The organism is Chloracidobacterium validum, assembly GCF_018304825.1.
GTDB lineage: Bacteria > Acidobacteriota > Blastocatellia > Chloracidobacteriales > Chloracidobacteriaceae > Chloracidobacterium > Chloracidobacterium validum.
The window spans coordinates 1,838,698-1,852,647 of record NZ_CP072648.1 but is presented as its reverse complement, the minus strand read 5'-3'; the positions used below and the strand labels follow the sequence as shown (position 1 = coordinate 1,852,647).

At 59.0% G+C, this 13,950-nt stretch carries 12 protein-coding genes; 3 read left to right on the top strand and 9 right to left on the bottom strand.

Annotated elements, in window-relative coordinates; genetic code table 11:
• Positions 1 to 89: 89 nt before the first annotated feature.
• The 7 genes from J8C06_RS07760 to J8C06_RS07730 form a co-directional block, all read right to left on the bottom strand.
• Positions 90 to 1,706, bottom strand: a complete 1,617-nt coding sequence (locus J8C06_RS07760; protein WP_211428145.1) for a PilW family protein — start codon at positions 1,704 to 1,706, stop codon at positions 90 to 92.
• An 86-nt stretch (positions 1,707 to 1,792) separates the two neighbouring features.
• Entirely contained in the window at positions 1,793 to 2,560 is a 768-nt protein-coding gene (locus J8C06_RS07755) for a pilus assembly FimT family protein (protein ID WP_211428144.1), read from the bottom strand.
• Between the two features lie 198 nt (positions 2,561 to 2,758).
• On the bottom strand, positions 2,759 to 4,639 hold the full coding sequence (locus J8C06_RS07750; RefSeq protein ID WP_211428143.1) for a serine/threonine-protein kinase: 1,881 nt from the start codon (positions 4,637 to 4,639) through the stop codon (positions 2,759 to 2,761).
• Between the two features lie 135 nt (positions 4,640 to 4,774).
• The gene (locus J8C06_RS07745; protein ID WP_211428142.1) at positions 4,775 to 5,536 is read right to left on the bottom strand and encodes a hypothetical protein; all 762 of its coding nucleotides are present in this window, start codon (positions 5,534 to 5,536) and stop codon (positions 4,775 to 4,777) included.
• Positions 5,537 to 5,577: 41 nt separating this feature from the next.
• Positions 5,578 to 6,669 (bottom strand): hypothetical protein, encoded by a 1,092-nt coding sequence (locus J8C06_RS07740; RefSeq protein ID WP_211428141.1) that lies wholly within the window; start codon positions 6,667 to 6,669, stop codon positions 5,578 to 5,580.
• Positions 6,670 to 6,671: 2 nt separating this feature from the next.
• Complete coding sequence (locus J8C06_RS07735) at positions 6,672 to 7,463, bottom strand: hypothetical protein (protein ID WP_211428140.1); 792 nt, start codon at positions 7,461 to 7,463, stop codon at positions 6,672 to 6,674.
• Complete coding sequence (locus J8C06_RS07730; RefSeq protein WP_211428139.1) at positions 7,460 to 8,182, bottom strand: hypothetical protein; 723 nt, start codon at positions 8,180 to 8,182, stop codon at positions 7,460 to 7,462. Before J8C06_RS07730 ends, J8C06_RS07735 begins: the two co-directional genes overlap by 4 nt.
• 284 nt (positions 8,183 to 8,466) lie before the next feature.
• Between J8C06_RS07730 and J8C06_RS07725 the strand changes: the two genes are divergently transcribed.
• Entirely contained in the window at positions 8,467 to 8,730 is a 264-nt protein-coding gene (locus tag J8C06_RS07725) for a glutaredoxin family protein (protein ID WP_281423816.1), read from the top strand.
• Positions 8,731 to 8,764: 34 nt separating this feature from the next.
• Here the strand turns inward: J8C06_RS07725 and J8C06_RS07720 are convergent, their stop codons facing one another.
• Positions 8,765 to 9,727: a GGDEF domain-containing protein gene (locus J8C06_RS07720; protein WP_211428137.1), complete on the bottom strand. Its 963-nt coding sequence runs from the start codon at positions 9,725 to 9,727 to the stop codon at positions 8,765 to 8,767.
• 172 nt (positions 9,728 to 9,899) lie between these two features.
• Between J8C06_RS07720 and J8C06_RS07715 the strand changes: the two genes are divergently transcribed.
• Positions 9,900 to 11,180, top strand: a complete 1,281-nt coding sequence (locus tag J8C06_RS07715; RefSeq protein ID WP_211428136.1) for a M16 family metallopeptidase — start codon at positions 9,900 to 9,902, stop codon at positions 11,178 to 11,180.
• A gap of 29 nt (positions 11,181 to 11,209) precedes the next feature.
• On the top strand, positions 11,210 to 12,244 hold the full coding sequence (locus tag J8C06_RS07710) for a M28 family peptidase (protein WP_211428135.1): 1,035 nt from the start codon (positions 11,210 to 11,212) through the stop codon (positions 12,242 to 12,244).
• Positions 12,245 to 12,316: 72 nt separating this feature from the next.
• Here J8C06_RS07710 and J8C06_RS07705 read toward each other — a convergent pair whose 3' ends face one another.
• A complete protein-coding gene (locus J8C06_RS07705; RefSeq protein ID WP_211428134.1) occupies positions 12,317 to 13,918 on the bottom strand; it encodes a penicillin-binding transpeptidase domain-containing protein in 1,602 nt (533 codons plus the stop codon).
• Between the last annotated feature and the right edge of the window lie 32 nt (positions 13,919 to 13,950).

Sequence of the window (13,950 nt, the reverse complement as noted above, 5' to 3'; positions counted from 1 at the left end):
AATGTCATCCTTCAAGAGAGTCTTGCATGGTCAAGGGATGTCAGGTGTGTGGGTTCGTTTGACAGTCATGTACTGGGTGTGGAAGTTCACTACTGGGGCGCGAGGTTACGTAACCCAACCGTAGTGCGCTCCGATACGTGGAAATAACCGCGATTGAAAGCATCGGGAATGGGCGCGTCAGCATTGATGAGCGCTCGTTCGCGCTCATTGGTGCGTCCATACACCGTCAGCCGAACCATTCGCACTTGAGTTTTAGTGGTGAGCGGCGAGCGGGGTGGGTTGGGGTCGGGCGATGGACCCGCGCCTGGCGGAAAGGAAACCGGCACGCCTAAACTGGTGGCTGGTGGGGCTGGGGTTGTTTGATCGGTATTGAACATAATTCCCTGGATGGGCACGCCCGCCGCAGTGACGGCTCCCTCGTCAACCAAGTCAAAAGACATGCGAAAATTTTCAACATCGAAGGCAAGCGGGGCCAGCAATCCTCCCTCCCGATAGAACAGAATGGGCGGGGCGTCGCCACCGTTCCACCCGACGAAATAGTGCGACAGGCGCATGCGCGTAATGGTGACGGGCACATTATTCTGGATGATATCCCCCCAGTTGGCGGGGTTGATGCCGGCCAAATCATTGCCTTGCAAAACAATGTTGTTGCCGTCAATGCCAGTGACCAAGCCGAGCACCGAAAGCAGGGTGGGTGGCGGCGGCGGTGAACCCGGTGGCGTGTACTGGTAGGTCAACAACAGCGTATCCACGTAGGGGCGTAGCCGCCGTCCAAGCAGAATGTCGGCTGGATTGACGAATGGGTTTGCGTTCAGAACAACGTTTGGAGCGACCCGTCGCGGGTTGAGATTGATTGGCGTTCCCGGCGGAATCGTTCCCCCATAGGTTTCAGGGCCGGGGTAGATTTCTGGCTGCAAGACAAGGCTGGAACCACTCACTTGCGCCCGCGCCGAGAATGTTGCTTCAACCGGGAAAATTTGGCGCTGAATAATCTCGCCACCTGGGTTAGCCGGGTCTGGCACTCTGACGCGCAGGGCAACCGGCACAGGATTGACCTGCAAGGTGATGAGTTGGTGACTCCCGTTGCCGTAGGCCGTGGCGACTTCTGTTCGGTCACAGGCTCCTGGATAAACGCGCAGATTCGGATAGCGGGTTGCGGCTGAAGTGCCATCCACCGCAGCGTAGCCTTGGTTGGCAACAATATTGGGTGCCGTAAAAGACCCCACGGCGGTTGCTCCACCAGCCACCCTAGTCCAGGCCTGGATTGGGGAGATAATGTCGCAGGTTGTGCTAATGGTGCCACTTTCCAATAGTGGCACAACTCCCCCAATGCGATTGGGCGCAGTGCTGCCGACGCCAACCGGAAAGCCACGCGCTTGCAAAAAGCCACTGCGCACGTAGACCGCTGGTGCGCCTAACTTTGGGTTCGCCGTTCCGGTAGAGAAAACGCTGGTCAGCGGCAACTCTCCAACATTGTCCAAATCATTTTTAATGAAATTGAGCGCGGCCCGGACATTGTTATTTGCCTCGACCAGCGAGGAGTTATTACGACTCGTCTGGAGCGCCAGCGATAACGTTCCCATCACGGCCGCCATGGCAATTGTTAGGATGCCAGCGACAACCAGGAGTTCAACCAGTGAGAACCCCAAATCTGGACGGCGGGGGAGCCGGGCGATAGGCAATGAAAAACGTGTGGACGATGGCATAGAGGCAAGCCTCCAAAAAATCAGATTTGGGTTGGACTGCTGTTGGTCAGGAATGACTGGGCAGTGGAAGTGCGTGCCACCATCAGTCACTCGCTGGCTTGGCGGCTACCGCTGACCCAGATACCCGTGCCGGGGGCGTTTCCACCCGCGTTTTTCCACATGGTTACCCGTCCGGTCAGTCCAAGGATAGTCAGCGCGCGCGCCTGCCGACTCCGCGTGGCTGGGTCGCCAATATCACTGCTCAGGAAAATGACACCATTGAAGGGGACATTGTTCAAATTCGAGGTTGGGTCAGCGTTGGGCGGGGTGTTGATGATCGAGCCATCGCTTTTGAAGGTTAGGATGGCACTCGGCCCGCTCATACCAAGGTCCACGCCGCGCTCGGTGAGGAATGTGAATGTGTTCGTTGTGAAGGGAAGCTCCGGCAGACTTAAGATGGTTGGCGGGGGCGTAATGACCCCCGCTCCACTTTCTGTGAAGCGTTGAAACCGATAATCTGTGGGCAAGCTATTGCGGCTGATCAGGGTCGCCGTGGTGGTGTAACCCGTATCCGTCGTGACGTTGAGCGCATTGTTCGTGTAGCGGATGACGACATAGCCATCGGAGTTCTCGGTCGGTCGGCGGAACAAGATCATTTGATAGGTATTGCGCTGTCCCATGGCCGTCGCGCGGGTTTCGCGAATGGCCGCGGCCAAATCGCTCCCGGCTGAATCAGCCGCTACCGACTTTCGGTAGGAAATGACAAAAATCCCCGAGATTGCTGCCAGGATACCAATCAGTGCGGCGACAACGATGATCTCGATAAGTGAGTAACCACGTTCCTGACGGTAGAGCCGATGCCCTGTGCGTTGCATACCTGACCTCGCGCTTGGATAGTTTCTGCCCAAAGAATAGACAAATCCTATGCCACAGCCCTCGGCTTTGCGTTGGCTATCGGTAACATGGTGTCAGTAAAGACCTTATGCGATGAAAGCGACTTGGTGACGGACTGGCACGCCACGAAGCTCAGGCAAGGACTGTCACAAAAAGTAACGGTCTCAGCCAGACACTTCTCAGACGATCACTGCCCGCCGGCGGGCAGCCAGGCGGCGGTACAACCCAGCGAAGGCAATAATCGCTGCCCCACGGATGGCAAACCAGGCAAAGGAAGGTAGCTCCCAGTGATTGAGCAGCGCCCCCAGGGCCGCAATCACCGTGCCGCCTACCAACACGACCAGAAAACCAGCGCGGGCAATGTTGAAGATGGTGACAAGCAGCGGGACTGGCCGATAGGGATAGGCATAATCCGCCAAGAGAAGACAGACCGGCACGGCCAGCGTGGCGAGGACCCCGGCTGCGGCAACCCACCAACTGATCCCCGACATCAGCGTTTTCTCCCAGCGCAGCGAGAGTGGATCGGATGGAAATACCGTGAAGGCGGCAAGGCCGGCGATGATGCCGAGGATGGCGAGCAGACTGTCAATTGTCAGGTTGAGACTTGTGCTGATGACCGCGCCTGACAGGGGGGCGTTTGGCAATGCACTTAGTGAAGAAGTGCTGGTTGGCGCCAGTGCTCTTTCACCTGGCGGCCGTAGTCCCCCAGTGCTGGGTGACAGCGTCTGCGTCGCGGGAGCAAAGCTGCCAGGAGCCGGCCGGGATGGGAGCGATGGAGGGCCCACCGGCACTGTTGCCATGACGGTTGTCTTGTGGGTCAGCTTAATCTCCAGCGTTTGGTCGCTCTGGCTCATCACAACCGTCCGCGCCTGGTCGTTCCAGCCAGGGGACGTGAACCGGATGCGATATTCCCCCGGCGGCAGCCGCAGTTCGAGCTTGCCGTTGGCGTTGGTCTTGCCTCGAAAGTCACCGTCCACCTCAACGCTACAGTTGCCGGGGACACTGGTGATGAACAGGGTCGGTATGGTTTGCAGCAGGGCCGCCGTATTTGCCGATGGCTTGGGCGCAATGGCCGCTTCGAGTTCGGCCAGCAACTCGCGGGCACTGGCGTGGCGGTTCGCCGGATTTTTGGCCAGCGCGCGCAAGATGACCGCCTCAAGCTCTGGCGACACATCGGGGTTCCGCGCTCGAATGCTTGGTGGCGACTGAGTCAAGTGGCCAGAGACAATCGCCGCGAAGGAGTCACCCCGAAAGGGAACGTCCTTGGTGAGCATTTGGTAAAGAATGACGCCCAGACTGTAAATGTCTGAACGCGCATCCACCGGCTTGGACGAACATTGTTCCGGTGACATGTAAAAGGGCGTTCCCATGATGCCGGTTTTCAGGTCAGCATGGTCATCGCCGAGAATTTCATCGTTGAGGATTTTTGCCAACCCGAAGTCAAGCACCTTGACGGTCATTTCGGGTTCTTCAGTAGGCTGGGCGTCGGCTTCGGTGAGGATGAGCCCCATGTCCTCCAGGTTGCCACTCTTCACTGGTTCATAAACCATGATGTTGGCGGGTTTTAGGTCGCGGTGGACAAGCTTCAGGTCATGAGCGGCGGCGATACCGGCAATGGCTTGCTTGAAAATCTTGAGCACCCGCGACGGGGCCATGGGTGCTTCGCGGAAAATGATGTCGTTGAGCGGTCGCCCTTCGACATATTCCATAACGATGTACCGCGTTCCCTCGGCCGTGAGGCCAAAATCCAGCGCCCGAACCACATTAGGGTGCTCAACCGCACTGGCGGCGCGGGCTTCACGTTGAAAGCGATTAATTGCGGTGGCATCCGAGGCCGCATATTCCTGAAGCAAGGTTTTGATGGCCACGGTCCGCCCTAAATGGATGTGCTTGGCGCGATAGACCGCGCCCATGCCACCCCGCCCCAGGCACTTTTCGAGTCGGTATTTATTGTCGAGAAGAACGCTCCCACGAAAGGACTGAGCCAGCGCCGCCCCATCGTGCGGGCAAGTCAGGAGTTCATCCTCAAAGCAGTGTTTGCACTTGGGACACTCTTTCATACAGAGATCAGGACCGGATTGGTATCAGACCAAGTCGTTAGCGCACCGGGAGAGGCTTCGCCAGATGATGTGCGGACTGAGCCTATCTAACTATCACACGTTGGGCTGGGGAGCGTCCAGTCATTGGCTGCAAGTTTACGGTGGCGGTAAGATTGGCCGCTCGCAGGGTGTGCCGCCAATGACGATGCCATCCGGGCGAGTCACGATGGGTCCATACATGAAAAGCCATTCGTCGTAGGTAACGTCTTCGCCAAACAGCGCTGTAAAGGCCGGCTTGGGCAGCCGGCCCACCACGCCGACAATCGGCCGCGGTGAGGCAAATCCATCGTCGTCGTCATCCTCGCCGGGTTCAGATGCGCCGCCCAGTGGATCGAAGTTCCCCCCAAAGCCGCCCTGGTTCAGCACGCTGGCGGTGAGCGCCACGTAGTTGGCTGGCACGGGCTGTCCGGTGAAGGCTGACCAGCGCTCCAGATAGCGCCTTACCAGCGGATCGCCAATCCGTACGACTCGCCACTCGCGGCCGGTAAAGGGGTCGTTGATGGCCGAGGGGCGGAGCAATCGCATCCGCAGCCCGTTGATGTTCACTTCTTTGGTCAGGTCTCTGAGCTTGAGCGGAAATGGCGTCCCAGGATTGAGTGGAGCAATGCGTCCGGCGTTGTTGTAACGGGCAATCGCGCGGGCGACGGCACAGCCGCGCGCGATAAACTCGGCTTCGCGTTCCCGTTGTCGCTCGGCTTCTCTCGTGTCGGCCGTCAGGGTGAGCACAATCATCATTGCCGCCAACGCAAATATGAAAAAGAGCAGCAGGTAGCCGCGCTCAGGGCGACGGCGTCGCCGACGCCAACCAATCAAACGCGCCGTGGTCGTCCGCAGGCGGCTATAGCCGGAAATACGCATCGCTAGCGAGTGTTCTAAAGCAGGTGTGAAGCAAGTGAAGGTTATTGGTTGGGCGGACGCTGGCGATTGAAAGGTCGCTGGGGGCGCCCTTGACCGTCCACCGGCTTGAGGACACCGGGCTCGCCAACAATGACCGGCATGCCGACGTTGCCTTCCTGGGGTTTGACCGTCAGGTTGGGATCGCTGGTAACAGGTTGGCCGGGGTTGTACTGAGGTTGGAGCTGATAGCCCTGTGGCGCTTGATAGACGGGCTGAGGAGGTTGCGGGTAGCCGCTGACCGGTGGCACCCCGCCTGCCAGCGGCGGGCCGCTGGAGAGCGGCATTGTGTGGCTGACGCCCGGTAGTTGCGTATCTTCCAGCACGACTTGGTCGCGGGTGATGGTCTTGACCCGAAAGCGTCCAATCGGCTCACTTGGGCGAACGGTTTGATACTCGGTGTCAGTTGCCAGGATGGCCCGTGGATTTTGCCCTCCGGCATCCGTGACGAGACCAATGTACCGATACTGGTCATTTGGATTGGGGGGAGCTTCAACCATCAATGTCAGGTCGTTGGAGTACCACTTTGTAGCTTGCCCAGGAACAATGACCCGCACCGTCGCATTGCGGGCGTTTGCCGTCAGGTCGGGCGTCAGGCGCACACGTAGCTGGTTGTCACTGGTTCGCTCAGAAGCGACGAGTTGCCCGTCCAGGATGACCCGCGCCCCTTCAGGCAGGGGCTGACCTTGCACGAGGAGTTCATAGCTGAGTGTTGACCGGGCAAAGACACGCTGTGGCGAAAGCGACTGGAGCGTAATCGGCGGTGGCGGGGGTGGTGGAACAGGCTTTGGTGGTGGCGGGGGTGGATAATCAAAAATGTTGCGCGTTGCTTCCGGCACGGAGCGTGGCCGTGCCGGCGTGAGCGTCACCCGCGCCATGCGAACGAGCAGACCATCCGCCACCGTCGGTTGGGAGGCAATAACTTCCTTCGTTGGCGCTGTGCCCTGTTCTAAATCCGTTGCCCGGATGAGTCCGGGGCGCAGCGGCGCGACCCCGCCGGATGATGACGTGCCATCACTGAACCAGACGTAAAGGAGGAGCGCCAATGAGCCAACGAAGAGTCCGCCAACAACGATTGTTTTGTGCGTTTGATTCATGGCTACTGTCTCACCGGCTGAACTGCGGTTCCCTGGGCGGAGCGCCGCGCAGTTGCCAGGGCTGCGACTGCTTCGGATCGCTCATGCCGAAAGTAGGCGGTCAGGGCTAAGGTTACAGCAATATCTCCCGACGTGGATGCCGGCATTCCTGTGGCTGTCACGTCAAACGCCTGGCCTGGCTTGGCCTCCCTGTCTTCGGGCGTGAGGCTCAGAAGCTCCAGCAAGATAAACTGGCGGCTTTGCTCAAGACCATGAACGAAGCGCCGAATGTTGCGATAGCTGCCGGCAATCCCAAACTTGACATCGAACGATGGGTACATCTGGATGCTTTGATTGGTACGGTTATTCGCGGATGCCCCACCCGAACCCGGCTTGGACTGATCAGTGAGAGCGAAGGCGATGGTATCCGTCAGCTTGACTTGATGTTGGCGGGCCAGGGCATTGATTTCGTCAATCAGCGCGAGTTGTCCGGTGCGGGTGTCGCGCAAGTGCTCCCGCTCGAAGCGACGCCAGTTCTCCATTGCCTCGGTAAAGGCCCCCGCTTCTCGTTCCAAGCGTTGTCGTTCCATCCGGGCTGTTTCGGTCTGGCGCCGGAGGTCACTCGTTTCGCGTGAAATACGGTTGAGTTGCTGACTCAAGGGAGCGACCAGCGTTTGGTAGCCCGTGAGGACGGCCGCCAAGCCCAAGACGAAAGCCAACAGTCCAGCCCATTCAATCCACCGAAAGTAGCCCCGACGGATAACTGTCCCCTGCCATCCGAGCCAAGCCAGTGGGTGCCGCTGTAGCCAAGTCATCGTTTGACCTCTAGTGGTGGTGGGGTGTCTGGCGTTAGCGCCGGGCTGCCCGGACGGTAACGCCCACGCAACATGAATTCGACTTCCTTTTTGTCCGTAGCCGTCCGGGTATCGGATGGAATGGACTGCGTGTCAGGGTTGAAGTAAAACGTCCCTTGGCGATCACAAGCGCGAATAAAATCCGTAACCGCTTCCGGCGTCGGAGCGCGAACGGTCACGGTAAATGGAATGTCCTGCGACACCGGCAACGGCGCGTCGAAATTCTTGTCTTGATTCTTGTCTTGGTCGGCTCGGCCGCCCGCTCCCAAGCGCTCATCGTCTTTGTCCGTAAACGCGATCTGCAAGATGCGAATGTTGGATGGGAGTTGCTGTTCCATCTGAAGCATGAGGCGCGACCAGGAAAGCTGGCGCCGCTCAAGCAAGTAAAGTGCTTCGCGCATGGCGCGCGCCTGCTCTGGGGTGGGCTGCCGCCCTGTCTCGGCGCTCTGTTTCTGTACCTTGTTGAGTTGTGCTTGCTCGCGCTCAAGCATGGTCCGCGAGGCGTTCCGAAGATCAACGTAGCGTTGTTCATCTCCGGCTAGTTGCCGGTAGCGTTGGGCCAGCCAGCCTGTAACCCCACAGAGGAGTCCAAACGCGACCGTTAGTCCGAGCCAGAAGAGTCGCCGATTGTGGAAGGGGGTGGCTGAAAGATTGAGCCGGTGAATATGGTTAACTGTCATTGTCGGTATGCGCTGTGGCGGTGTCTCGGCCTCACTCGGGTTGAGCTGTCGTCAGTCGCATTGGTGCGTCGAACGTTGTTGAGTTTTACCAGTTCCTTTGAATTTTGTCTGCTAACGTGGGTGGCGCGTGATATTACCGGTTCAGTCCCTGTGTCGCTCGGCCGTGAAGCAAGCTGGTTCAACGGGGTTCCACTGCTGAAGATGTCGGTCTGATTGGACACTCGTCCGCAAGTTAGCTACCATCCTGAAAGTGGTCGTCAGTTTATTACCTGCTGAGAGTCGCTTTGAAAGTCTATTCAACCAAGTGGTGCACTGATTGCATGCTAGCCAAGCAGTTCCTCAAACAACGCAATGTCGCGTTTGAGGACATCTTGCTAGAAAGCAACCCGGCTGCCAAGTCTTATATTATTGAGCGGCTAGGTCGGTCGGCCAAGGTTCCGGTCATCGAGATTGGCGACCGCATGTTTTCGCTCAATCCGTTTGACCCCAATCGTCTGACGGCTGAACTGGCGATGGATGCTAGCGTATCCACCGAAAGCGGCAACTAGCCAGAAGCGGTAGCTCGCCAGTGAGTACGCGCCATCACGAATCTCCGGCCGGTTTCGGTTGTTCGATGGTGAGGTGTTCGGTTGGGTTGGCTTCCAAACGAGGCATTGGTCGGCCGGCCGTAGGAAGCGATGGCGGTGTCGTGCGCGTGGCTGACGATTGTCCAGCGATTTGAACCAGGTTGCGGCCGCGCCTTTTCGCCTCATACATGGCTTCATCGGCGCGCTCAATCAAGTCGTTGACTTGGGTGGCGTCTCCCGGGTAGCTCGAAATCCCTACGCTAATGGTCAAGTTGAGCTTGAGATTGGGGTCGTGGAGCGACGCCGTGAACGGGGCGCTCTCAATTGCGGCCCGAATGCGTTCGGCGGCTTCATGCGCCCGAACCCGGTCAGTTTCCGGCAGGAGCGCAATGTACTCTTCGCCGCCATAGCGTCCGGCGATGTCGGAATCGCGCAGCGTTTGCCGGATGACCACGGCCACTTCACGCAGGACTTGGCTGCCAATCAGGTGCCCGTAGGTATCGTTGACTCGCTTGAAGAAGTCAATATCCATCATCAGCAGTCCGAACGGGTGGCCATAGCGATTCGAACGTGCCATTTCCCGCTCCATTTCCAGAATGAAGCTTTTGCGGGTGAGCAGTCCCGTCAGGTCGTCATGCGTGATGAGGTCTGTGATCCGGCGGTGGAATTCTTCGTCAATGTCGTCTAGGAAGGTGAACTTCAGAATATGCCGGCCAATCGAGAATTTGTCTCCGTCATGCAGCAACACTGGCTCACCCGGCGTCAGTGGAATGCCATTGAGCTGCGTGCCATTCGTGCTCCGCAGGTCGGTCAACCAGTACTGAAAGTGACCAGTTGGGGTTTCGGAACACTCAATTTTGGCATGGAGACGCGACGCTTCATCATCATTTTCAAGCCGCAACTCAGCATCCGAACCACGGCCGATGCGCATGACACTCCGCTCGATGCGGAAAGAACTGCCCAGGTAGTCACCACGCATGTGAACAAGCGCTGGGCGGGCCTGCCGCGGGCGGGCAAGCGGGTTGGCTTGCAATTTTTGTGTCTGACTGAGACTGTTCACGCCGTCAGAATAGCCATGAGCGCTGTATCCATCAAGATGTTCCCCAAAAAGCAAACAGGCCACGCAACGGCTCAACTCGAATTGCTCTGATATGCCCATCCCACAAGCTGCCCATCGTATCGTCCTACCAAATGGATGCGTCGCGCTATGCGCTGAACAGCCTAATCTCCCCGTCGTTGCCATGTATGCGATTGTGGCCTACGGCTCACGCTATGAGCCGGATGCGCAAGCTGGGCTGGCGTCGCTCGTGGGCGACTTGCTGGATGAAGGCACCATCAGCCGGACAGCACAGGACATCGCTTTGGCGATTGAGTCCACCGGCGGACGGCTCAACACGTTTGGTGGCTATGCGCGAAGTGGATTGAGTCTGACGGCGCTGCGCGATGATTTTCCATATCTCTTGACGATTGCGGCTGATCTTTTGCGCCACAGCCAATTTCCCGAAGCGCGTTTTGCGCAGTGCCAGGCGCGGCGGCTGGCTCAGCTTCGGTCACGGGCCGATGATGCGCGGGTTGTCGCATCTGACGCTTTTGACGAGCTGGTGTATGGTGGCCATCCAGCCGGACGGCCGATTGTCGGTTATGAGTCCACCGTCTCGATGCTTACTGCCGAGGATGCGCGTGCCGCTCATGCGCGGTTTTTCGTTCCCAACAACCTGCTCATCGCGGTGGTCGGCGATCTGCCCGTGTCCGACATGGAACGGCTGTTGACCGAAGCGCTGGGGGACTGGTCACCGGCGGCTGACTTCAAACTGCCAAGTGTGCCGGCCGTGACCCGCCAAACCACGCCTCGGCAGCGGAGCATTGTGCGCCCGGACAAAGAACAAATTCACGTCATGCTCGGTCACTTGGGGATTCCCCGGTCTCATCCCGACTACTACGCGCTACGGGTGTTGGATGTCATCTTGGGCGATAGTCCTGGGATGACGGCGCGGATTCCGCGCATCCTACGGGACGACCTAGGGCTGGCCTACACGACCTACGCGAACATTACCGCCACGGCCGGCATTGATCCGGGACGGTTTGTGGCTTATATCGGCACGTCGCCGGAGCACCAATCAAAAGCCCTGGCGGCAATCCAGGCCGAAATTGAACGCATCCAACAAGTCCCGGTCACACCAGAGGAGCTTGCCGCCGCCAAGGCCTATCTGACCGGCAGTTTTGTCTTCAACTTTGAAACCAATGCCCAGCGCGCGTTGTTTTTGATAGAAACCGAGATTCATGCGCTGGGCGTTGATTACGCCGAGCGTTACCCGGCTTTGATTGAGTCCGTCACGGTGGAAGACATCCTGCGCGTTAGCCAAGTTCATCTCAACCCATCCGCATTCACCAGGGTCGTGGCTGGGCCGGTCACGGCGGATGCGGCTGAATGACGGTTTGCTTGGAGGCTTTTTCACATCTCATGCGATGCTTACCCCCCGCTTCACGTGGTTGCCTCGTTGGGCTGTGCTTGGCCGTCGCCCTTGCGACCGGTTGCAAGTCAGCGCCGAGCCCCACGATTGTCCCGGCGGCTGAACCAACCCGTCCGGCCGCGACAACCACGGCGCGCGAACGCTCAACGCCATTCGATGCGGAGCGGGCTTTCCGACACATTGAAAAGCAAGTCGCCTATGGACCGCGCCCGGCCGGTTCGGCTGCCTTGGGAAAGCTGCGCGAGTGGCTGATTGGAGAGTTGAAAAGCTACGGACTGAAGGTGACGACGCAGCCTTTCACTGCCAGGACGCCATCAAAAAAGTTCCCCACGATTCGCATGGAGAACGTGATTGCGGAGTTGCCCGGCGCGAGCCAAGACGTTTTGCTCATTGCCAGCCACTACGACACGAAATACATGGAAGATGAAGTATTTGTCGGCGCAAATGACGCCGGGTCGAGCACCGCGGTCGTTTTGGAACTGGCCCGCGTGTTGGCCGCCATGTCGCCTGAAGAACGGGGTTTTTCCCAGACCGTGCAGTTTGTGTTTTTTGACGGCGAGGAAGCCGTCGTTGAATGGGAAGGGGATGACAATACCTATGGCTCGCGGCACTTCGTCGAGCAACTTCGAGCAACTGGGCAGATGAAGCGCATCAAGGCCATGATTTTGCTCGACATGGTGGGCGACGCCGATCTGGCGATTCCAAAGGAATATCAGTCATCGGCCTGGTTGGCGAACATCATCCATGAAACCGCCCATGACCTTGGCTATGGGGCACATTTCCCAAAAACGACGCATGCCATTGCCGATGATCATTTGCCATTTTTGAAGGCCGGGATTCCGGCCGTTGACCTGATTGACTTTACCTATGGCACAGATGAAGTCAACTTTGGGCCCGGCGGGCCGGAAAACGCCTACTGGCACACGGCGCGTGACACGCCTGACAAACTGAGTCCGCGCAGCTTGAAGATCGTTGGCGATACTGTCTTGAGTGCGCTGCCGAAGATTGCCAAAGCCGCGCGCTAGTTGAAACCCGGATGGTAGAAGCGGCCGTTTCAGGGTCGAGACGTTCGGCCAAGTCCGTTGGGGTGTGGTCGCTCAGTCATTCGACTCATCATCTTCTTCGTCTGAGTCCGCATCAGGCAGGTCGCCAGGTAGGTTGGTCGTCGGTACGACTCGTGGCCGTAGCTTCGTTCGGCTGGCAACCGCTGCCCCACGGTAAACCTCTCCGGCGATCACGGAAGCGTTCGACCCACGGGCGGTTGATCCCTTGGTGATGACGGTGACGAGTAGTCCGGGCTTGCCCGGCGCATCCACAAACGACACGAATAGCCCAACGCGCGTGCGTGCGCCGAAGTCGCAGTTACAGCTTCCGGTTTTGCCGGCAACGCCAAACGCTGCCGCGCCGGAGCGACGCGCGGTGCCACGCTCGACGGCGCTCACCATCCCGGCCAGCAAGTCGCCACGAACTTGCTCGGAAAGCGCCAGTTTCTTGACGGGAATCGGTTTGAACGTCGCCGTATCTTGTGGCGAGCGCAAGATTTGCGGGCGGTAGAGCGTTCCGCCGTTGGCAATGGCACTGATGAAGGTCGCCAACTGGATAGCCGTGACGCCAAACCCATCCCCGTGGCTACAGGTTCGTCCCATATCCGCCGGTGGCAGGCGTGGGATGACACCGCTGGTTTCACCTGGGAGATTGATGCCGGTTTTACGCCCGAAGCCGGCTTGCTGGGCGTAGGCGACGACCCGTTCAAAGCCTAGTCGCCGGCCCAGGACCTGAAAGTATTCGTTATTTGAGCGCGCCATTGCCGTCCGCAGGGTCCAGCTTTGTCCCCCGGTGGTGATGGCTTCATCTGCCGTTGTCAACTGTTCCTGAAGGGCGGCATAGGCAGTCAGGACCTTGATGGTCGAGCAGGGTTTGAACGGCGTCCGAATGGCCCACTGCTGGTTCACGATGCTGAGTACTTGTCCCGTGGCTGGTTCCATGACGACGACCGTACCAGCGCGGCCGCCGAGCGCGTTGAGCGCAATCTGGCGAATGGTCGGGTCTTCGCCACGGAGGTCGTCTTGCTCGATGCTGGACTGGGCTGCGTGCTGGAGCGATTCATCGAGGGCGCGGATGCGAGCGAGTTCGGCCAGTCGGGCTTGTTCGGCGCGCCGGCGCATGGCGCGGACATGTTCCGCGTGTGCGCGGCTTCGGCGACCGGCAGTTGCCTGGGTTTCGTAGCTACGGCGCGGGTCGGCCCCACGTTTGGCTTTGGCGGTTTGCTCGGCTGACACCCGGGCCTGTTTGGTGCGCGCCGTTGCGGCCGATGGCGCCGTCTGACGAGCGGTGTCTGGTTGACGCCTGGATGGTTGTGGGTTGAGCCGCGTCGGGGTTGCCGCTTTGGTTACCGTACCTGGGTTGCCAGCCGCGCGCTTGTTTCTGGGAGCGTTGGCGGTGGTGGTTTTGACGCCGGCGCTTGATGGACTCGCTGGTTTCCGCGCTGTCTTCTGGACGCCTTTGGGTTCACTTGGCTTTGTCGTTGGACGCGCCGCGGTAGATGGTGGCTTGGTTGATCGCGCTGATTTTTGGGATGGCTTCGTCTCACGGGCCAGCCCGGTGAATCCGCTACACAGAACCAAGCTCGTCATCAGCCAGCCGGTGATGACGGCGTTGCGTAATAGACCGTGGCGACGCTGACCGACTTGATTCAGCATGCAAGCCTCCTGTCTCAAGAGACGCTACTCAA